The following is a 21422-nucleotide window of genomic DNA, read 5'->3' as shown; positions in this document are numbered from 1 at the left end:
CAGGACATGAGTATACATACTTATGTCCTGTTTTTTCATTTGGTAAAAAATATACACATCCCTCTCGAATAAATCCGAATTTTAACAATTTGTGAATCATTATAAAAATGTGACAAATATCACATCTCCCCTTTTTTGGATTTTCTATAATAGAAATATAATCCTTTGTTCAACATTTCACAGAAAAAGGGGAAACGAAAATGAAAAAACGTTTAGTTATGATCGGAAATGGTATGGCTGGCATACGCTGTATAGAAGAAATATTAAAACATAATAGTGATTCATATGAGATTACTATTTTGGGAGATGAACCGCATCCAAACTACAACCGTATTATGCTCTCTCACGTTTTACAAGGCAAAACAAATATGCAAGATATCATTATGAATGAATATAGTTGGTACGAAGAGAATGAGATAACTTTATATACAAACGAAAGAGTTCAAAGTATTAACCGAGAAGCAAAAATCATTATCACAGAAAAAAATCGTACTCTTACATATGACAAACTCATTATCGCAACAGGTTCTAGTGCTTTTATTTTACCTGTTGAAGGTTCTACTCTTCCTGGTGTAACAGGATTTCGAACAATTGAAGATACACAATTTATGATAGACACCGCTAAAGAAAAGAAAAAGGCCGTTGTTATTGGTGGTGGGTTACTTGGTTTAGAAGCCGCAAGAGGTCTTATTGACTTAGGGATGGACGTACATGTTGTTCATTTAATGCCAAACTTAATGGAGCAGCAACTAGATACGAAAGCAGCTTCTCTATTACGCAAAGATTTGGAAGCGCAAGGCATGAAATTTCTAATGGAAAAGAAAACTGTAAAAATTCTTGGTACAGACCATGTTGAGGGCATTCAATTTGAAGATGGTGAAGTTGTAGATTGTGATTTAGTCGTAATGGCTGTCGGAATACGCCCAAATACGCAAATAGCAAAAGATGCTGGTTTAATTGTAAATCGCGGTATTGTAGTCAATGACTATATGCTAACAAATGATGAGTCCATTTATGCAGTTGGAGAATGTGCAGAGCATGACGGTATCGCATATGGACTTGTTGCTCCTCTTTATGAACAAGGTGCGATATTAGCAAAACATATAACAAATTTACAAACTGATGGATATTCGGGCAGTATCGTCGGTACGCAATTAAAAGTTGCTGGTTGTGATTTATTCTCTGCTGGTCAAATTTATGAAGATGATCAAACGAAAGCAATATCCATCTTTGATGAATGTAAACGTTCCTATAAAAAAGTATTAATTCGTGATAATAAAGTCGTCGGTATCGTTTTATATGGTGACACAGCTGACGGTACACGCCTCTTTAGCATGTTAAAGAAAGAAGAAGATATACAAGAATATACACCAGCTTCCATTCTTCACAAAGCTGGTGAAGAGAGTGAACTTGACGTTGCTACTATGAGTGCTGATGACACGATTTGCGGATGTAATGGTGTTACGAAAGGTACAATCGTTCACGCCATTTTAGAACAAGAGTTAACGACTTTTGAAGAAGTTAAAGGCTGTACGAAAGCCGCAGGGTCTTGTGGTAAATGTCGTCCGCTTGTGGAACAAGTTTTATCTCATACACTTGGAGATGCTTTTGATGCCTCAGCGCAATCTGCCGGTATGTGTGGATGTACACCTTTATCCCGTGATGAAGTCGTAGCGGCCATTCACGAGAAAGGCTTAAAATCTCCAAAAGAAGTACGAAATGTTCTTGGTTTTGCACATGAAGACGGCTGTTCGAAATGCCGCCCTGCTTTAAACTACTATTTACGTATGGCGATTCCAGAAGAATATGAAGATGATAAATCGTCCCGTTTCGTTAATGAAAGAATGAATGGTAACATCCAACACGATGGTACATTCTCTGTTATTCCACGTATGTACGGAGGCGTTACAACAGCAGATGATTTAATGAAAATTGCTGAAGTTGCGAAGAAGTATGATGTTCCACTTGTGAAAATTACCGGTGCAAGCCGAATTGGCTTATACGGTGTCAAGAAACAAGATTTACCTAACGTATGGGCTGACTTAAATATGACTTCTGGATATGCGTATTCAAAATCTCTTCGTAATGTAAAATCATGTGTTGGCTCTCGTTTTTGCCGTTTCGGTACGAAAGATTCATTAGGACTTGGTATGTTGCTTGAACAATCATTAGAAATGGTAGATACACCTCATAAAATGAAAATGGGTGTAACTGGTTGTCCGCGTAACTGTGCGGAAGTACTGACGAAAGATTTTGGCGTTGTTTGTGTCGAAAATGGATATCAACTTTATATTGGCGGAAATGGTGGTACTGAAGTACGTGAAGCTGATTTTGTAATGATTGTCCCTACTGAAGATGATGTCCTTCGCATCGCTACAGCTTACATGCAATATTATCGTGAAACTGGTATTTACGGAGAGCGTACTGCCTACTGGACAGAACGTTTAGGCTTCGATCACATAAAAGAAATACTGCAAGATGCAAATATGGTTACTACGTTAAATGAACGTTTCCAAAAAGCTCGTGGCACATATAAAGAAGCATGGGGACAAGCACTAGAAACGAAATCATTAAAAGCGATGTATGAAGTAGAAACTGTGAAATAAGGAGCTGTGACCTATATGATACAAACGAAAGAAAAAATAAAAGTTATGCGTGCAGAAGACCTTCCTATTCAAATCGGTAAAGAGGTGCAAATGAAAGGTATGTCTTTCGCCCTATTCCGCCTTTCAAATGGCGATATTCGAGCTGTAGAAAATCGTTGTCCTCATAAAAACGGGCCATTAGCGGAAGGTATCGTATCTGGAGAATTCGTCTTTTGTCCACTACATGATTGGAAAATTTCACTACTAACAGGTGAAGTTCAAAAACCTGATGACGGTTGTATTCAAACGTATGAAGTAGAAGTTATTGACGGAGATATTTATATATACATGTAATTTACAAAAGGAAGCCTCCCCTGGCTTCCTTTTAAATAAAAATAGACGAGGTGCGAATATGAACGGATATGTATATTTAGTTGGTGCAGGACCAGGTGATGAAGGGCTTATTACAAAAAAAGCGATAGAGTGCTTAAATCGTGCAGATATCGTCTTATATGACCGCTTATTAAACCCTTCCTTTCTTAATTATACAAAAGAAACATGTGAACTTATTTATTGCGGAAAAATGCCAAAGAATCATACTATGCGTCAAGAAATGATTAACTCACACCTCCTTCAATTTGCGAAAGAAGGAAAAATCGTAGTCCGCTTAAAAGGCGGAGATCCATCTATTTTTGGCCGTGTTGGTGAAGAAGCAGAAACTTTAGCATCAGCAAATATTCCATATGAAATTGTACCAGGTATTACATCTAGCATCGCCGCTAGTATCTATGCAGGTATTCCCCTCACCCACCGTGACTACAGTAATAGTGTCACTTTATTAACCGGACATGCAAAAGGTCCTTTAAGCAATCATGGAAAATATAATTCATCTTACAATAGCGACACGATTGCCTACTACATGGGTATAAAAAACTTACCTACAATTTGTGAAAACTTACTACAAGCAGGAAAAAAAGAAGATACGCCAGTAGCAGTCATTGAATGGGGTACAACTGGTAAACAGCGCGTTGTCACAGGGACACTGTCTACCATTGTTTCTATTGTCAAAAACAAAAATATTTCTAATCCTTCTATGACAATTGTTGGTGATGTCGTTTCCTTACGTAATCAAATCTCTTGGAAAGAACGCAAGCCATTGCACAGCAAGAAAGTTTTATTTACATCTGCAACAAATAAAAAAAGCGCAATAAAGCAAATGTTACAAGAGTCCGGTGCAGAAATATATCAAATTCCAACTTTCAAAAAGAAAGAATACACATTAACCTCTGAACAAATCAATAAGATTTTTAACGTTGATCGTCTTGTATTTTGTTCCGCTGACAGTGTAGACATCTTAATGCAATCATGCAGTAAATATCATAAAGATATTCGTTCCTTACAGGCAGAACTTCAGTATATGAACCTTTCTATTCAAGAAAAGCTCATGCAATATGGATTGTTCAGTAAACCTGCGCAATTTTCTTCGAATTCAACGATTTATTTAGGACGAAACATTAACCGAATTGCTGTTATTCAAGAAAAAATTGGTGCTGGTTCCTATATGATGACTCATGAGTACACAATTGATCATCGCTTCGATGAAATTCATTCACGTATTCTTTCTGAATTCTCATGGGATAGCATTGTATTTGAAGGTCGTGCTTCTATTGATACGTTTCTAGCAGAAATAAAACGCCTTGGCTTTATCAATATTCTTGCTCTCCCATTCTCGTATACCGACGTTCCAACTTTACACTATGCAAATAAAGTTGGGTTTCATAGCGTAGATCATCAATTACAAGAAACTCTTATGAAGAAAGACATGGTGAGACAATGAAAGGAATTGTATATGTTGGACATGGGAGCCGGCTACAAGAAGGTAATGAACAATTCATTCAATTTATTCAATCTGTTATGAAAGAGCGAAACGAAAGAATTCAAAAAATAGCTTTTCTAGAACTAACGACACCTACTATTTCGGATGCAGTTACAGAAACGATAATAGAGGGAGTAACTGAAATAATGATTGTACCTGTTTTATTATTTGCAGCAGCTCACTATAAACGTGATATTCCTTTTGAAATAGAGCAACTACAAAAGAAATATCCACAAATAACATTTTCAGTTGTACCTCCTTTTAGTACACATCCACATATGGTGGAACTTGTAGTGAAAAGAATACGTGAAGCTATGTCAATGCAAAATAGTAGTATTTTACTCGTAGGACGAGGCAGTAGTGATCCACAACCGATACATGAATTACAACAAATCAGAGCAGCTGTCGAACGAAAACTTGGTATGCCAGTATCCTGTTCCTTTTTAACGAAAGGAACTCCCTCTTTTGCTGCTGAGCTCAAGGCTATAACATCGACTGCGTCCCATGTATATGTCATGCCGTATCTTCTCTTTACCGGATTATTACTTCAAAAAATTAAATTGCATACAAAAAAATATGATCACGTTACGACTTGTAACTGTCTTCAGTTTGATACATACATGAAGTTAACATTATTAGAACGAATGGAGGAATGCATATATGTATAACATGTACCCTCTTATGTTTAATCTACAAAATAAAGTGGTCGTTATCATTGGTGGAGGTAAAATTGCATATCGAAAAGCGTCTGGATTAAAAAATACAGGTGCTTTCGTCACTGTTGTCAGCCCAGAAATTTGCGAGGAAATGAAGGAACTTTCTTATATTACTTGGAAGCAAAAAACTTTTAGTAATGATGATATTAAAGATGCTCATCTTATTTATGCAGCTACAAATCAACATGCTGTAAATATGATGGTCAAACAGGCCGCTCATGATTTCCAGTGGGTTAACGTTGTAAGTGGTAGTACAGCATCATCTTTTCACACACCTGGTGTCATTCGAAATGATAAATATGTTGTCACTATTTCAACTTCAGGTAAGGACCCATCGTTTACGAAGCGCATGAAGCAAGAATTAACATCTATACTTCCTAAACTTATAAAAAAACTTTCTCATACTCGCAAATTGTAATCTATCACTCAGCTAAAATAGTAATTAACTTTGAACAAACGTTTTTAGAGGCGTTTGTTCTTTTTGCTTTAGTTTCGTTTTTTAGGCTCAGACAAGCAATTGGACAAGAATCTGTGAAGAAAAATAACGGCAACAATTACGGACATAAAAAACAGTTGCTTGAGAGCAACTGCTTCAATACAGGTTTTATATTGGATATTCATTCAACCAAATTAGCGCATATTCATACTCATCAAAAAATCTCACAGATTCTTTCGTATTAGATTGTTGTAAATAATCCATTATCTCCCCCTCTTCAAGGAGAAATGCAATTGCCTTACTGTGATTCAAAATGGTTTCATTGAAAAACTTCTCTTTCCATACTTTTTGAACAGAAAAATGATTTGGCGTGTATCCTTTTCTATCCACCAACAATTTATATTTCCGCCCTTCGGAAATGAATTGCTGACAAACCTGCTCGAAACCATTAAACCATTCATACACATCATCTGTTTTTATATTACCAACTAGATGGGTAACAATTACATCTCCTGAAACTGTTGTGCTGATATTTTGTTTACTCAACTTGGAATCATCCCCCTTATTTACAATAATACGGAAAAACTACATGGAATCAATAAAGATAAAATTCTTACTTGACGCTCCCCCATCACTATCAACCTAAGCTCATGTAACGTCAATTATAAGCGAGATTGTGTCTTTTTTCGCAAATCTATATGTAGATGCTTTAAAGATTTACATACGAAATAACCCGTAACGAGTTTCCTTTTTTTTGAATTAAGCCACTTGATTATCAGACATAGTACAATTGTAAACGACACTCAATATATTTAAGACTGTTTTCTTCTCATATCGATGGGATTTCCGTCCATCATTTACCGCCTCAAATCTATTCGTTTTTGCACGTACATTCAAAACAAAATATATGACAAATAAATAACGACAGTTACTGTAATAATGCTGAAAAGTGTTGAAAATAAAACGATTTGTGCATGTAATTCAGGTTCTATTTGATACTCCATAGCAATGGTTGATGTATTTCTTGAAGTAGGAAAAGAACTTGCAATAAATAATGATTGTGCAACAATACCATCCATGTTTAGTAGATATATCATAGCAAGTGCTAATAATGGTCCCATCAGTAACCTTCCAATTAAAGCCCATGTTATGACTCGATGGAAAAAATTAAGCTTAATGTTGGATAATTGTGCCCCTAGCAATATGAGTGCTATTGCAACAAAACCATTCGCAAGCTGATTAAGAGGAATAAAGATAGAATTAGGTATTTGAATTGTAAAAGATTGAAAGAAAACCCCTAATACGAGTGCATGAAATACAGGCAGTCTTAGAAATGATTGAATAATACCTCCGATTGTTTTTGTTGCTGATAGTAAGTTATATATCCCATATGAATAAGTTAAAAGATTCTGGAAAATAACAATAAAAATTTGAATGGAAACCCCCACTGGATTGTTACTGAAAATCAATTGACTTACTGGTAACCCATAATTACCGGAATTCATTAACGAAATGCTATTTTTTAGAGCTGCACTTTCTCCTTTTTCTAACTTTAATATTTTTGAAATGAAATGACTTACTATGATCAGACTCAGACTATAAAGCATTAAATAGTATATTATCTGGAGCAACAAACCTGTTTCTATACGAATATCATATATATTCACAAATACAGCCGCTGGCATCAAGCAATAAGTAATAAGTGTAGATAGCTGCTTTAAGTTAAATTGAAACTTTCTTTGTAAGATTGCACCAATTAGCATCAATATTAATATTGGTAATATCACGTCTAATATAATAAAAACAAACATGTAAAACCTCATTCCAAATATATTATAGTTGGATGAAACTCTTTACTAAATATGGACCACATTTAATTCATCGGAAAACACCCTCAGTTCTTAATAATCAGAAAACTGAAATCAATAATATGAAAATGCTCATCAAAAATTCTTATTTCATTTCCCTCCCCTCTCTTTTCTTTAACATATCAAATATAACTCATAAAGAAAATTATGGATTGTTTATACAAATTCATAATTTTATCTTATCAACCTAAACGGTATTTTTTATTTTAAGTATTCTTTTTCACAATATCCATTAGCCTTACCAAAAAATCTGGCCCTAGAGAAATCTGATACTGCAGTTACTATGCGAAGAATACTTACATCAATTCCATACTTGTCGCTTAAAACACCTAACATACCTGATACTTGTTTATCTTGAGTGGACTTATATTTTTTTCATCTAAACATCCCGATTCAATTAAATATTTGCATTCTAAAAATGAGTTCGATCTTTAGAATAGATTTAAGATTTCCTTCACTAATCTACCCTTTAATTGAATAACTTTTGACTTCTATATTTTAAAATAAAATTCCATAAACCTTCTGTTTTTCATTTTAAAAACACATTCTTTTAGAAAACGAGCGTTTGTTGAGATAGCAATAAAAACATGTTGAAGCCTATTACTAAAAAAACCATCCCAATATACTTTGGGACGGTTCTTTTTCCTTATTAATGATTCTTTAACATCACTAACAATTTCTCTTGGCTATACATCCACACTGTAATAATTAAACAAGCAAGTGCGACTTCTGATAACGCCATAAATCCAATTGCATAATGACCTGTTAATTGGAATAGTAATGTTAAAATTAGCGGTGGGAAGAATCCTCCTAGTCCACCTAAAGCTGATACGAGACCATTTACAATACCAGCTTGTTCTGAGAAATACATTGGAACGAGTTTAAAGATTGTACCATTACCTATACCTGCACAAAATGCGACTAGTAGGCAACCAAATGTATACACGTTCATGCTAGGCATAAATGATAAAATAATACCTGAAAGTGTTAAACCGATAAATACAAAGATTAATATTTTAAATGGATTAAACTTATCACCGAGCCAACCACCAATTGGGCGCATAATTGTTGCGAGTACGATGAATCCAGCTGTCCGCATACCTGCATCTACTTTCTCTAATCCGAAGTGAGATACTAAAAAGTTTGGTAAGTATACGGTAAATGCGACAAATGATCCGAATGTTAAAAAGTAAAAGATACATAAAAACCAAAGTTTTTCATTTTTATATACACCTTTTATTTGTTCCATTAATGGTGTATTCACCTTTTTCTCTTTACGATCGCCTAATAAAAAATTCATAAGTGCAAATGCTGCAAGTAAAACCAAATAACATTGTACTGTCGCTCTCCAGCCAACTGAAGTTGCGATAACAGGGGCTAAAAATGAAGTAATGGCTGTTCCGGCATTACCTACACCGTAAATACCATTTACAAAACCGTGACTCTCTTTCGGAAAGTATTTTGGTAAAGAAGTTACCCCTACAGAGAATACAGCACCACCGATTCCGACAAATAATCCACCAATAATTAAATCCATCATAGAATTGGCAACACTAATATAAAAGACAGGAAATAATAATAAAATAAAACTAATAAAGAATAATTTTCTTGCTCCGAAACGATTTGTCCAATAACCAATTGGAATGCGAAGAACAGAACCTAAAATAACCGGTACTGCTGTTACCATAGAAATTTGTCCCGCAGTTAATGAAATATCCGCTTTAATATAAGGCATTAATGATGATAAAATGACCCATACCATAAAACCGATAACTAGATTAGAAGTTTGTAAACTTAATTGAAAATTAGGACTTTTCATCCTGTTCCCTCCTATGTATGCATAGTTATATTCATTCTCTCCAGCCTAATCACGTCCTAACATGATTAGGCTGAAAAGAATCAACCACCACTTACTGGCGGAATCATTGCTACGACATCGCCAACTTGAATGATGTCATCCTCATTTGCATACTCTTCATTTATCGCGACCATAATCTCGTTTGAAATTGCTACATTATATTCCTTAATCAGAACTTCCTTCAGCTTCACAACTGTAATATTTTCACAATCTATGTGTAATGCTGGCTTACTTACTTCTTCTTGTAAATGTGCAAATAATAGTACTTCAATCATATACTCCTCTCCTTTCCAGGCTCACCATTTGCATATGTTACCTTCTCTAACTGATCACCTATCCATGACTCACCATCTTCCCAAAACTCTTTCTTCCAAATTGGAACAATTTGTTTAATACGCTCCATAATATATTCGTTCGCCTCATATGCAGCTTTCCGGTGTGGTGTAGAAACAGCGACAACAACAGCAAGATCAGAAATTTGTAATGTACCAATACGATGTGTAATAGCGACATATGTCCCCGGCCACGTCTCTCCTACTTCAGTGCCAATTCTCTCAAGCTGGTTCTCCGCCATTGTCTTATAAGCTACATACTCTAAACAAAGTGTACGTCGACCTTTCGTAAATTCTCTAACAGTACCAATAAAAGTAGTAACCGCACCACACTCACGACGAATTACTTTGTTTGTAACTTCTTCAATTGAAATAGGTGTATCAATTACTTCATAATACGTATGTGTCATCTTGCACCTCTGATCCTTATATAAGTTAGCAATCTCTTTTTCTATTACTTGTATGATCGAAGCGGCTCTTCCCACGGCCACTCACTTCCGACGTTCGATTCTAATAACAGTACCGAAACGGTTATTCCTGTTTCAAATCCTCTCGTTCCTCTCGGCAGAACGATAAATGCATTCGCTTCTGCAATTGAAGAAATTGCGCTAGATTTATCTAAACCGACTGGTGTAACTTGCAATTGCCCATCTACAATTTCTACTCTCCCTCTTACAAAACGAGTAAACGGATTTGCTTTCGAAATGTCTTTCTGTAAAATTGCCTCTGCACGATATATGTGCGGATCTTTCCTATGCAAGTATGTTCCAATGACAGGTCGAACATACAATTCACATCCGACATAACAAGCAGAAGGATTACCAGATAGACCAAATAATAGTTTTCCCTCTAACTCAGCTACAGTTGTCACACTTCCTGGTCGCATCGCTATTTTGTTAAAAAGTACATTAGCTTGTAATCTCTCATAAATAGCCGGTAAATAATCATAGTCTCCTACTGAAACGCCACCAGTTGTAATTAATATATCAACTTCTTTTATCGCTTTTTTTACAGTGTTATAACACGTCTCAAAATTGTCAGCGAATTGCCCATAATACTGTACAATTCCACCTGCTCGTTCAATTTGAGCAGCTACCATATAAGAGTTACTATTTCGAATCTTCCCTGGCTTTAATTGTTCATGTACTTCGAGCAGTTCACTTCCTGTCGTTACAATTCCAATGACTGGCTGTTTTACAACATATACCGTACTATAACCAAACGTAGCAAGAAGTGCTGCAACTCCAGGATTAATAACAGTCCCTTTTTTCACCAGAATGCTATTTTGTTTTACATCTTCTCCTTTAAAAGAAATGTTATCCCCAGCAACAAAGGAGCGTTTCAATTTCATATAAGTCTTTTCGTTTTCTTCAAATCCTTCCGTTAGCTCTAACATAACTACTGCATTACACCCCGCAGGAATTGCCGCACCTGTCATAATACGGACAGCTTGAAATGCTTTCACATCTTCTGTAAAAACAAAACCTGCTCCAATTTCACCAATCACTTCAAACAGAATGGGATTACTGCTACTTGCTTCTTTTGTGTCTTCTGCTCGAATCGCAAATCCGTCGTATGGAGAACGATTGAAATGCGGGACATCATGATCTGCAATAACATCTTCTCCAAGTGTTCTACCGTAGCTTTCTATAAGAGAAACCTTTTCTATTTCACCTTGGTAAGCATATTCCATTACACGTGCAACTGCTTCTGCCACTGGAATTGGTATACGTTTTTCTAACATTCTTTTTCACCTCGTTTTAATAAGGGACAACTCTCTTTCTGTTCATCCTATATATTTTGCGTATAATCGTTTTGCTATTTTCACATCATTTGTTCCATGAATAAATGCCCTACCGTCTGTAAATAAAACGAAACGATATTCATCAATTAGAAATGATAGTAAGTAAGGCGTTTTTTGGACAAGTACACTTTTTTGTAATCGTTTTTGAACTTCCTCTAAATGAAGAACACGTTTTACCCCTGAACGGATTTGAACCGTATTCCGTCCGCATAGCACTTCCATTTTCATCTGTGCTTCAAATGTTAAACTTGGGTACGTGCGTGTATTTCCACAAGATGGACATGTATTTTTCTTCTGTCTATTTACTTTTAATGAGAGATATTGATTGTTCCAAATATCAAATGATAACATTGTTCCTCTTAGCGCCTCGAAATCATCCACCAATATTTTCATCGCCTCTGTTACTTGATGAGCAACGACCATTTGTACAGCCGGTTGAATGATTCCTGCTGTATCGCATGTTGCACTGCCCATAGGATGATCCATTAAGCAGCGAAAACATGGTGTTTTCCCTGGAAGAATTGTATACGTTACACCGTAACTTCCAATACATCCACCGTATATCCAAGGTATATTTTCTTTTTGTGAAATGTCATTTATAAGTAGGCGCGTATCAAAATTGTCAGTCGCATCTAATATGAGATCCACTTCTTTTGTTAACTCTTTCATTTCTTGCAGTGTGACATCCGATACAACTGATACAATTTCCACTTCAGAATTAATCTTTCTTAAATGCTCTGCCGCTGCAATTGCTTTCGGTTTGCACTGCTGTGCATCTTCTTCTGTATATAATTGTTGCCGTTGTAAATTACTCCATTCGACGTAGTCACGGTCAGCAATTGTCAATTTCCCAATTCCCATTCTAACAAGAGCTTCTGCATTTGCAGCTCCTAGTGCACCCGCACCGATTAGGAGCACATGCTTTTCTCTTATTTTTCTTTGTCCCATTTCACCAATTCTAGAAAACAATACTTGTCTTGCATAACGCTCTTGCATAAGAACTCCGCCTTTCACTATCCACCAATGTAAGACATTTCAACTTTTGGACGTTTACTTGTACTTTCAACCGTTCTTTCATCTGAATATCGATCTGTTCTATATCGCCATGTATGTTGTAAAATTTTTAATAATGAGGCGTCAGAAATATTTTCTCGAAGAAGCGTTCGCAAATCCGTTCCTTTTGTTCCAAATAAACATGTAAAAAACTTACCGTCTGCCGAAATACGGGCTCTCGTACAAGAAGAACAAAATGATTCAGAAACAGAATTAATAAATCCAACTTCTGCATCGCTCCCTACATATCGATACATTTTCGCAACCTCTCCAAAGTAACGAGGTTTAACAGGCTCAATCGGATATACACGATTAATCTTCTCTATTAATTGTTCCTTCGTAATAACTTGTTCAAAGTTCCAGCCGTTTGTACTGCCCACATCCATAAACTCTATAAAACGGAGCTGAATTTCTTGTTCTTTAAAGTAACGAGCCATATGAAGAGTTTGACTATCATTCATTCCTTTTTTTACGACCATATTTACCTTTACTTCTAACCCTGCGTTCTTCGCTTTTTCAATTCCTTTTAATACAGGTTTTGTGCTTACATTTCGTCCATTAATTTTTTTGAAGACATAATCCTCTATCGCATCCAAACTAATATTTACACGTTTTAATCCCGCTTCTTTTAACGCCTTTGCTTGTTTTGCTAAATGAATACCGTTTGTTGTGAGTCCAATATCTTTTAAGCCTTCTAGCTTTGCAAGTCTTGCAATTAACGTCGGTAAGTCTTTACGCAATAAAGGTTCACCGCCAGTAAGCCTAATTTTATTGACTCCCATACTTATAAATAATCTCGCTAATCTTTCTATTTCATCGAACGTTAATAAAAGCTCTTCCTTTAAAAAAGCGTAATCAGGTCCGAACACTTCAGCAGGCATACAGTATGTACACCTAAAATTACAACGATCAATAACTGAAATACGTAAATCTTGAAGTGGCCGTTCTAAAGAATCTTTCATGTTCTCATGCATCTATATCCCTTCTTTTCTGCTGCAATCCTTAGTAAGCTTTCAATTTTTTTATTTGCCTTCATTATAAAAAAGAAGCTACATATTCAATGTGACTTTTCTCACATTACTTTCCCCATTCAAAAATTCTTCACAAATCCGTTCGAATTTTGTTCACATCTTTAATCTCATCCACTTTGTCTATTGAATTTTTCAAACTAAAAACTGAAGATTTCTTCCCCTTACGGTCATTGAAATTTCAATTTATTTTTAAAATAGCTCTTGCATTTTCATCATACTTACACTCAAAATAGGAAATGTATTGCTTATAAGAAGAAAGGTGATCACTGTGGCAAACAGTATGACATTATCTCAAGATTTAAAAGAATTACTTGCATCTGTTGAATATAAAATGCAAATTAAAAAAGGTAGTTTTATTTTTCAAGAAGGTATGGAGGCAACAGAGCTCTATATCATCCACTCAGGAAAAGTACAAATTAGTAAATTAAGTGCTGACGGACAAGAATTGACACTCCGAATTTGTTCGGAATATGACATTATTGGAGAACTAACATTATTCACGGACAATGCGAAATACTTATTAAATTCAAAATGCCTTGAAGATGTTGAAGTAGGAGTTATAAAGCGTGAAGCGTTAGAAAAAGCATTACTCCAAAAACCAGCACTTGTATTTGAATTTATGAAATGGATTAGTGAACATTTAAGAAGAATGCAAACGAAGTTCCGAGATTTAGTATTACACGGCAAAAAAGGTGCCCTGTACTCTACTCTTATACGAATGACAAATAGTTACGGTGTATTAAAAGAAAATGGGATTCTCATCGATTTACCATTAACAAATCAAGAACTTGCTAATTTCTGTGCAACTTCACGTGAAAGTGTAAATCGAATGTTAAATGAATTAAAAAAGCAAGGTACAATTTCGATTCATAAAGGAAAGATTACAATCCACGATTTACAATTTTTAAAATGTGAAATTGCTTGTGAAGATTGCTCTGCTTCTGTTTGTAGCATTGATTAGCATCTTATTTAGATGCTAATCTTTTTTCAATTTAAACTACTTATTAACGGCTATTACCTATATAAACAAAAACGAGGCCTTCCATATTAGACCTCGTTTCGTTTTAGCTGCTAACTCCTATCTGTTTACAGCAGTATTATTTTTTCAACTCATTAGGAATACGTCTTCTGTAAATTACATAACTACGGCTTACATATTTAATTGGGGCACTAAATACATGTACTAGTCTTGTAAATGGCCACACTGCGAATAAACCCATCCCTGCAAGAATATGAATTTTAAACCATACTGGTACTTCCGTCATATATTCAACTTTCGGTTGGAAAATAAAGAGACTTCGGAACCAAGGGCCAATTGTTGTACGATAATCAAATCCTTTTGAATCGATATTTAAAAATGTTGAAGAAAGTCCTGCTAACATTACGATAAGTAATAAAATAAGCGCAATATAATCTCCCTTTGTACTCGTTGCAATGATACGTTTTACAGTTACGCGGCGGTACGTTAATATAATTAAACCGATGATAGAAGCAACACCTGCCGGAAGCCCGAAACTAATTGCCATTATGTGATACGTATGCTCAGAAATACCTATCGAACGGTATACAGCTTCTGGAATTAATATCCCCATAACATGACCGCCAATTACGAACATAATCCCAAAGTGGAATAATAGACTTCCGATTCGGAGCATTTTCTTTTCTAATAGTTCACTAGATTTTGATGTCCATCCAAATTGATCATAGTTGTATCTAAAAATATGTCCACCGATAAAGATTGCAAAAATGATATAGGGAAACAATACCCATAGAAATTGATTCATCATTTTAACAACTCTCCTTTCTAATTTGTCTGTACATCCCATGCTTCGATAGCGAGTAGAACAGCCGCAAGAATTGGTTCATACATACTACCTGCTTCTTTTAACTGAACGTGTAATGCTTGTATATTCTCCTTGTATTTATTCATAATTGGTTCACTGTCTTGCTCATTTGCATTTGCAAAAAACTCAAGAAAAAGTGGTAAATAATCAGGTAGTTCTTTATCCGTTACTTCAAAACCAGATTTTTTATAATGCTGCTTTAACTCTAATAATTCAATACCTCTTTCTCTTTGTTCACCAGTGTTCATATAAGTAAGATACATATTTGTTTTCTTACCAAAATCGAATGTATATACGTAACTATCAATGAGTTGATCATTCGTTTTATGTAGCGCTTGCTTTATAAAGGCTGTAAGTGATGCTTTAACTTCTTCCTTTTCTATCGTTTCAATCTCTTCTTGCAATTCAGTTACAGCTTCTCTCCACCCTAGTTCAGGATAGGAGAGAAGAAAAGAAGAACAAGAAAAAGCAGTTTGTAAACTTTGTTTCATCATTTTCTGCCCCCTTTATTTAAGAAATTGTCATACAAGAGCCTGGACCACCTGCGAATGCTAAACCACAGCTTCCTTGTTCGCTATATAAATCTGCCACTTGTTCACGGTGAGTGCCCGGAATGACGAAGCGATCTTTATATTTCGCAATAGCAAGAAGACGATACATATCTTCTACATCCTGTTTCGTTAAACCAAGTTCTTTTAATACAGCTTCATTTGGCTCTTTATTAATTTGCAGCGCTCTCATATGCGTTCGCATAACAGCCATTTTCTTCAATGTAAGACGAATGTGTGATTCATCTCCTGCAGTGAGTAAATTCGCTAAATATTGAATTGGAATACGCATATTATCGATAACAGGGAAAATCTCTTCTGCTTGCCAGTTACTGCCTTTCCCTTCCACCATATTCATAATTGGGCTAAGCGGCGGAATATACCAAACCATCGGCATTGTACGGTACTCTGGATGAAGAGGCAGAGCAATTTTCCAATCGATAATCATTTTATAGATTGGTGACTCTTGTGCTGCTTTAATCCATTCTTCAGGAATGCCTTGTTTTTTCGCTTCAGCTGCTACTTCTGGATCATTTGGATCTAGGAAAACAGTAAGCTGAGATTCATATAAATCTTTTTCGTCTTCAACAGAAGCTGCTTCTTTTACTTTGTCAGCGTCATATAGCATTACCCCAATATACCTGATACGTCCCACACATGTTTCTGAACAAATTGTTGGCATACCAGCCTCAATACGTGGGAAACACATTGTACATTTTTCAGCTTTATTCGTTTGCCAGTTAAAATACACTTTTTTATATGGACAAGATGATACGCAGAACCTCCAAGCACGACATGCATTTTGATCTACAAGAACAATGCCGTCTTCTTCACGTTTATACATCGCACCAGATGGACAAGATGATACGCAAGACGGATTCATACAATGTTCACATATGCGTGGTAAATACATCATAAAGACGTTTTCAAAATCTGTTTTAATTTCTTCTTCCATTTTCTTTACGTTCGGATCTTGTAATCCTGTTATATGTCCACCAGCTAAATCATCTTCCCAGTTCGGACCCCATTCAATTTTGTCGATAAATTCGCCTGTAATTGCTGATTTCGGACGAGCAACTGGTTGATGCTTACGCTGCGGGCTATTTGTTAATGTTTCATAATCATAATTCCAAGGTTCAAAGTAATCATCAATTGTTGGTTGATCTGGATTGTGGAAAATGTTCATAAGACGTTTCATTTTCGAACCAGATTTCAGCTGAATTTCACCATTTTTCAATTCCCATCCGCCTTTATATTTCTCCTGATCTTCCCATTGTTTCGGATAACCAATTCCAGGCTTCGTTTCTACGTTATTGAAGTACATATATTCCGCACCTGGACGATTTGTCCAGGTGTTTTTGCACGTTACGCTACAAGTATGACAGCCGATGCATTTATCTAGGTTCATTACCATTCCGACTTGCGCTTTAATCTTCAAGCCAATCTACCTCCTTCAGTTTACGGATTACAACATTTAAATCACGCTGGTTCCCAGTCGGACCATAATAGTTAAATCCATAGCTTAATTGGCCATATCCACCAATCATATGTGTTGGTTTAACATGAATACGGGTTGGACTATTATGCGTTCCCCCACGGGTGCTTGTTAATTTCGTACCAGGCACGTTAATGTGGCGATCTTGCGCATGGTGCATAAATGCCATTCCCCTCGGTATACGGTGCGTTACAACAGCACGCGCTACGACAACACCGTTACGGTTAAAGCACTCGATCCAATCATTATCAGCAACGCCAGCTTCTGCAGCGTCCTCTTTATTCATCCAAACAGTTGGACCACCTCTAAACAGCGTTAACATCGGTAATGAATCGAAATACATACTATGAATCGACCACTTATTATGCGGTGTTAAATAGTTTAGTGTAATCTCTTTCCCTTCTACTTCAGGGCGTGACTTACGGAACGGTTTATGTTGCAGAATTGGTTTAAATGTTGCCATCGTTTCACCAAATTCTTTCATCATGTCATGGTCTAAGTAGAAAGATTGTCGACCAGTTATCGTTCTCCAAGGAATAAGACGTTCCACATTTGTTGTAAACGGTGAGTAACGTCGTCCACCTTTTTCTGAACCTGTAAAGGCCGGAGAAGTAATTACTGTTTTCGGTTGTGCTGTAATTTGTTCGAATGTAAAGCATTCTTCTTCACGTTCTTCTGCTAAATCACGTAATTTTAGATCTGTTTGTTTTTCAAGTGCTTCCCATGCTTTTACTGCCATATGACCGTTTGTTGTAGAAGAAAGCGTTAATACCGCTTCAGCAGCATTGATTGCTTCTTTTATGTCTGGGCAACCTTTCGCAATAGTATCCGTTCGAACAACTCCTAATTTGCTCTTTAATTGCTCATACTCTTTTTCTGCTGACCAAGAGATCCCTTTCGTACCAATCGGTTGTTTTCCGGCATTTGGTCCAAGTGCTGTCATTTTGTCATAAATCGTTTTATAATCCCTTTCAACAACATGAATTTGTGGCATCGTTTTACCCGGGATTGGTTCACATTCACCTTTACTCCAATCTTTAATCTTGCCAAGTGGTTGCGCTAATTCTTGCGGTGTATCATGAAGAAGTGGTGTTGCAACAACTTCTTTCATTGGTTCAAGATCTATTTTCTTCGCTAAATCTGACACAGCTTTAGAGAGTGAAGTGAAAATATCCCAGTCAGAGCGTGCTTCCCACGGTGAACCGATTGCTGGATTAAATGGATGCACAAATGGATGCATATCTGTACTACTTAAATCATGTTTTTCGTACCAAGTTGAAGCAGGTAAGACGATATCAGAATACAGCGCTGTTCCAGCCATACGGAAATCTAAATTAATGAGTAAATCAAGCTTCCCTTCTGGTGCTTCTTCATGCCACTTAATTTCTTCTGGTCGTAATGAATCACTATCGTCATTCATTAATCCGTTTGTTGTACCTAATAAATGTTTTAAGAAATATTCATGCCCTTTACCAGAACTTGAAATTAAATTCGCACGCCACACGAATAAGTTGCGCGGGAAGTTGTTTTTATTATCAGGATCTTCAATCGCAAATTTCAGTTCTTTTTCTTTTAATTTTTGTGCAACATATTTTCCGATTTCTTCTTGCGTTGTTGCACCAGCAGCAACAGCTTCTTTATATAATTCAATTCCATTTTTCTCGAATGTTGGATAAGAAGGTAACCAGCCGAGTCGTGCTGCTAATACATTGTAATCACCGTGATGTTGATAACGTGAGTTACCTTCAATTGGTGATGCTAAATGTCCAACAGGTGTATCTTCATAGCGCCATTGATCTGTTACGAAATAGAAGAAAGACGTACCATTTTGTAATTTTGGTGGCCCTTGCCAATCTTTTGCCATCGCGATTGTTTGCCATCCTTCTGCAGGTCGTAACTTTTCTTGACCAACATAATGCGCCCATCCCCCGCCGTTTACTCCTTGTGCCCCAACTAGAAGAACAAGATTTAAAACTGCGCGATAAATCGTATCAGAATTAAACCAATGGTTAATACCAGCTCCAACAATAATCATCGAGCGACCATTTGTATCAGCGGCATTTTGTGCGAACTCACGAGCGATTTGAATAATTAGTTCTCGTTTCACTCCTGTCATTTTCTCTTGCCATGCAGGTGTAAACGGTACATCATCATTGAAGTCTTTCGGCTCTTGTCCGCCAAACCCTCGGTTCACCCCGTAATTTGCTAACGTTAAGTCGTATACAGTTGTAACGAACACTTCGCCTTCTTCTGTCATAACCTTTTTCACTGGAATTGTACGTTCTAATACTTTGTTTCCATCATCAGAGAAGTACGGAATTTGTACCGTTCCAATCGTTTCTTCCATTCCAAGTAAAGAAAGACGTGGATCAATCTTTTCACCTGTTTCTTCATCTTCTAAACGCAAGTTCCATTTCTTTTCGTTATCCCAACGTGAGCCCATTGTGCCTTGAGGTGTTGCAAAATCATTCGTGTTCTCGTTCCAAAGAACAGGTTTCCATTCTCCTAACTTCGTTTCGCGTCCAATATCAGCAGCGTTTAAGAAACGATCAGCAACGAATTGATCTCCTTTTTGTTTCAATGTGACAAAGAAAGGAAAATCAGTATATTGCTTCGCATACTTTGTGAAATATTCCACTTGATTATCTACGTAAAATTCTTGTAAGATCACATGCCCCATTGCCATCGCAAGTGCACCATCTGTACCTTGTTTCACACTAATCCAATCATCCGCAAACTTTGTAGATTCAGCGAAGTCAGGACTGACAGAAACGACTTTCGTTCCTTTATATCGAACCTCTGCTAAAAAGTGAGCATCTGGTGTTCTCGTCATCGGTACATTTGAACCCCATGTCATAATGTAACCAGAGTTATACCAGTCACTACTTTCTGGTACATCTGTTTGATCGCCCCAAATTTGCGGAGAAGCTGGTGGTAAATCTGCGTACCAATCATAGAAACTAAGCATCGGCCCACCCATAAGTTGCATAAAACGACTACCAGCAGCATGACTTAACATCGACATAGCTGGAATTGGTGAAAAGCCAACATTTCGATCTGGCCCGTATTTAATTACTGTATAAAGTAGAGAAGCTGAAACGAGTTGTAATACTTCATCCCAATTCGCACGAATAAATCCACCTTTACCACGCGCCTGCTTATACTTACGTGCTTTTTCAGGGTTTTCCACAATACTTTTCCAAGCATCTAGTGGTGACTCGTTATTTTGTAGTTCATCTTGCCACATACTCCAAAGAACACCACGTACATACGGATATTTCACACGAAGTGGACTATAAATGTACCAAGAAAAACTTGCTCCACGTGGGCATCCTCGCGGTTCAAAATCTGGCATATCAGGACCTGTCGTTGGATAGTTAAGCTCCTGCCCTTCCCACGTCACAATTCCATCTTTCACATATATATTCCAGCTACATGAACCAGTACAGTTCACGCCGTGTGTAGAACGAATTACTTTATCATGCTGCCAACGCTTTCTGTACACATTTTCCCATTCGCGATCTTCATATGTTTCTTGTGTATGATTATCGTTATAACGATCTATTGGTGAAAAATATTTTAAACGTCTCATTAGTGCTGAAGTTTTTTTCTTCATACTGTTCACTCCTTTAATACGTCTCTCTTACATACCCTTACTATAAGAGAGGTTGTAAAATACAGATGTGACATTTCGCACAGTTCAAGAGATTGTCAAAAATTCAGTAGAAAATAAGTTTGTGAGAAAGTCTTGTGTTCCGTTGTGAAGATTATGGTTAATCTTAATTATTAGGAGAATGGTATTTTGAGGTATCGACTATTTTGCAAAAGAAAAAGAGTTTTGATATTATTTCAAAACTGCCATAAGGAAAAGAGTATAAATTGTATGTAAAAAATTTTTTCCCAATGTTATTATTTTATATCGAGTCTGATTTTACATAAAACTACAAATCATTATTTACTGTATTGCCCTTAGTTA

18 protein-coding genes are annotated in these 21422 nt (G+C 36.4%); 6 read left to right on the top strand and 12 right to left on the bottom strand.

Annotated features, from left to right (window positions below; translation table 11 throughout):
• Positions 1–200 precede the first annotated feature (200 nt).
• The 5 genes from nirB to N2V79_RS10570 are packed head-to-tail and all read left to right on the top strand — an operon-like array spanning position 201 to position 5595.
• On the top strand, positions 201–2606 hold the full coding sequence (gene nirB, locus N2V79_RS10590) for an NADPH-nitrite reductase large subunit (protein WP_106822245.1): 2406 nt from the start codon (positions 201–203) through the stop codon (positions 2604–2606).
• 15 nt (positions 2607–2621) lie between these two features.
• The gene (gene nirD / locus N2V79_RS10585; protein ID WP_000616683.1) at positions 2622–2939 is read left to right on the top strand and encodes a nitrite reductase small subunit NirD; all 318 of its coding nucleotides are present in this window, start codon (positions 2622–2624) and stop codon (positions 2937–2939) included.
• Positions 2940–2997: 58 nt separating this feature from the next.
• Positions 2998–4422, top strand: coding sequence for a uroporphyrin-III C-methyltransferase (locus N2V79_RS10580; protein WP_340719837.1), 1425 nt, complete (start codon positions 2998–3000; stop codon positions 4420–4422).
• A complete protein-coding gene (locus tag N2V79_RS10575) occupies positions 4419–5129 on the top strand; it encodes a sirohydrochlorin chelatase (protein ID WP_000676477.1) in 711 nt (236 codons plus the stop codon). The genes N2V79_RS10580 and N2V79_RS10575 overlap by 4 nt, the downstream gene beginning before the upstream one ends.
• Entirely contained in the window at positions 5122–5595 is a 474-nt protein-coding gene (locus N2V79_RS10570; RefSeq protein ID WP_078401106.1) for a precorrin-2 dehydrogenase, read from the top strand. The genes N2V79_RS10575 and N2V79_RS10570 overlap by 8 nt, the downstream gene beginning before the upstream one ends.
• Positions 5596–5781: 186 nt before the next feature.
• On the opposite strand, the gene N2V79_RS10565 is transcribed toward N2V79_RS10570, so the two are convergent.
• The 8 genes from N2V79_RS10565 to moaA form a co-directional block, all read right to left on the bottom strand.
• A complete protein-coding gene (locus N2V79_RS10565; protein WP_225988557.1) occupies positions 5782–6189 on the bottom strand; it encodes an STAS/SEC14 domain-containing protein in 408 nt (135 codons plus the stop codon).
• A gap of 317 nt (positions 6190–6506) precedes the next feature.
• Entirely contained in the window at positions 6507–7424 is a 918-nt protein-coding gene (locus N2V79_RS10560; protein ID WP_069355489.1) for an AEC family transporter, read from the bottom strand.
• A 706-nt stretch (positions 7425–8130) separates the two neighbouring features.
• Entirely contained in the window at positions 8131–9300 is a 1170-nt protein-coding gene (gene narK, locus N2V79_RS10550) for a nitrate transporter NarK (RefSeq protein WP_069355488.1), read from the bottom strand.
• Between the two features lie 80 nt (positions 9301–9380).
• Positions 9381–9614: a molybdopterin converting factor subunit 1 gene (gene moaD / locus N2V79_RS10545; protein ID WP_069355487.1), complete on the bottom strand. Its 234-nt coding sequence runs from the start codon at positions 9612–9614 to the stop codon at positions 9381–9383.
• Positions 9611–10081 (bottom strand): molybdenum cofactor biosynthesis protein MoaE, encoded by a 471-nt coding sequence (locus tag N2V79_RS10540; RefSeq protein ID WP_069355486.1) that lies wholly within the window; start codon positions 10079–10081, stop codon positions 9611–9613. The genes moaD and N2V79_RS10540 overlap by 4 nt, the downstream gene beginning before the upstream one ends.
• A gap of 44 nt (positions 10082–10125) precedes the next feature.
• Entirely contained in the window at positions 10126–11415 is a 1290-nt protein-coding gene (locus N2V79_RS10535; protein WP_197234085.1) for a molybdopterin molybdotransferase MoeA, read from the bottom strand.
• A 42-nt stretch (positions 11416–11457) separates the two neighbouring features.
• Entirely contained in the window at positions 11458–12471 is a 1014-nt protein-coding gene (locus N2V79_RS10530; protein WP_078401110.1) for a molybdopterin-synthase adenylyltransferase MoeB, read from the bottom strand.
• Between the two features lie 17 nt (positions 12472–12488).
• The gene (gene moaA / locus N2V79_RS10525) at positions 12489–13502 is read right to left on the bottom strand and encodes a GTP 3',8-cyclase MoaA (RefSeq protein ID WP_340719836.1); all 1014 of its coding nucleotides are present in this window, start codon (positions 13500–13502) and stop codon (positions 12489–12491) included.
• 325 nt (positions 13503–13827) lie between these two features.
• Here moaA and N2V79_RS10520 point away from each other — a divergent pair, with 325 nt between their 5' ends.
• Positions 13828–14520 (top strand): Crp/Fnr family transcriptional regulator, encoded by a 693-nt coding sequence (locus N2V79_RS10520; RefSeq protein WP_000013866.1) that lies wholly within the window; start codon positions 13828–13830, stop codon positions 14518–14520.
• Positions 14521–14656: 136 nt separating this feature from the next.
• Here the strand turns inward: N2V79_RS10520 and narI are convergent, their stop codons facing one another.
• From narI to N2V79_RS10500, 4 genes are read right to left on the bottom strand one after another with little or no spacing between them, the layout of a single operon-like run.
• Entirely contained in the window at positions 14657–15346 is a 690-nt protein-coding gene (narI, locus tag N2V79_RS10515) for a respiratory nitrate reductase subunit gamma (RefSeq protein ID WP_000981851.1), read from the bottom strand.
• 17 nt (positions 15347–15363) lie between these two features.
• Positions 15364–15894, bottom strand: a complete 531-nt coding sequence (gene narJ, locus N2V79_RS10510; protein ID WP_063220184.1) for a nitrate reductase molybdenum cofactor assembly chaperone — start codon at positions 15892–15894, stop codon at positions 15364–15366.
• 19 nt (positions 15895–15913) lie between these two features.
• Positions 15914–17389 carry a nitrate reductase subunit beta gene (gene narH, locus N2V79_RS10505; protein WP_340719835.1) on the bottom strand — a complete coding sequence of 492 codons (1476 nt, stop codon included), beginning with the start codon at positions 17387–17389 and terminating at the stop codon, positions 15914–15916.
• Positions 17379–21062 (bottom strand): nitrate reductase subunit alpha, encoded by a 3684-nt coding sequence (locus N2V79_RS10500; RefSeq protein WP_000730786.1) that lies wholly within the window; start codon positions 21060–21062, stop codon positions 17379–17381. Before N2V79_RS10500 ends, narH begins: the two co-directional genes overlap by 11 nt.
• Positions 21063–21422: the final 360 nt, after the last annotated feature.

This window comes from Bacillus sp. CH_70 (assembly GCF_038007045.1).
Lineage (GTDB): Bacteria > Bacillota > Bacilli > Bacillales > Bacillaceae_G > Bacillus_A > Bacillus_A cereus.
The sequence above is the reverse complement of the archived record's forward strand: the minus strand, read 5'-3'. Positions and strand labels throughout refer to the sequence as shown.

Bases quoted from the DNA above. Each gene is read 5' to 3' on its own strand.
- nirB (WP_106822245.1), top strand. From the start codon at position 201: ATGAAAAAACGTTTAGTTATGATCGGAAATGGTATGGCTGGCATACGC.
- nirD (WP_000616683.1), top strand. From the start codon at position 2,622: ATGATACAAACGAAAGAAAAAATAAAAGTTATGCGTGCAGAAGACCTT.
- N2V79_RS10580 (WP_340719837.1), top strand. From the start codon at position 2,998: ATGAACGGATATGTATATTTAGTTGGTGCAGGACCAGGTGATGAAGGG.
- N2V79_RS10575 (WP_000676477.1), top strand. From the start codon at position 4,419: ATGAAAGGAATTGTATATGTTGGACATGGGAGCCGGCTACAAGAAGGT.
- N2V79_RS10570 (WP_078401106.1), top strand. From the start codon at position 5,122: ATGTATAACATGTACCCTCTTATGTTTAATCTACAAAATAAAGTGGTC.
- N2V79_RS10560 (WP_069355489.1), bottom strand. From the start codon at position 7,424: ATGTTTGTTTTTATTATATTAGACGTGATATTACCAATATTAATATTG.
- narK (WP_069355488.1), bottom strand. From the start codon at position 9,300: ATGAAAAGTCCTAATTTTCAATTAAGTTTACAAACTTCTAATCTAGTT.
- moaD (WP_069355487.1), bottom strand. From the start codon at position 9,614: ATGATTGAAGTACTATTATTTGCACATTTACAAGAAGAAGTAAGTAAG.
- N2V79_RS10540 (WP_069355486.1), bottom strand. From the start codon at position 10,081: ATGACACATACGTATTATGAAGTAATTGATACACCTATTTCAATTGAA.
- N2V79_RS10535 (WP_197234085.1), bottom strand. From the start codon at position 11,415: ATGTTAGAAAAACGTATACCAATTCCAGTGGCAGAAGCAGTTGCACGT.
- N2V79_RS10530 (WP_078401110.1), bottom strand. From the start codon at position 12,471: ATGCAAGAGCGTTATGCAAGACAAGTATTGTTTTCTAGAATTGGTGAA.
- moaA (WP_340719836.1), bottom strand. From the start codon at position 13,502: ATGCATGAGAACATGAAAGATTCTTTAGAACGGCCACTTCAAGATTTA.
- narI (WP_000981851.1), bottom strand. From the start codon at position 15,346: ATGATGAATCAATTTCTATGGGTATTGTTTCCCTATATCATTTTTGCA.
- narJ (WP_063220184.1), bottom strand. From the start codon at position 15,894: ATGAAACAAAGTTTACAAACTGCTTTTTCTTGTTCTTCTTTTCTTCTC.
- N2V79_RS10500 (WP_000730786.1), bottom strand. From the start codon at position 21,062: ATGAAGAAAAAAACTTCAGCACTAATGAGACGTTTAAAATATTTTTCA.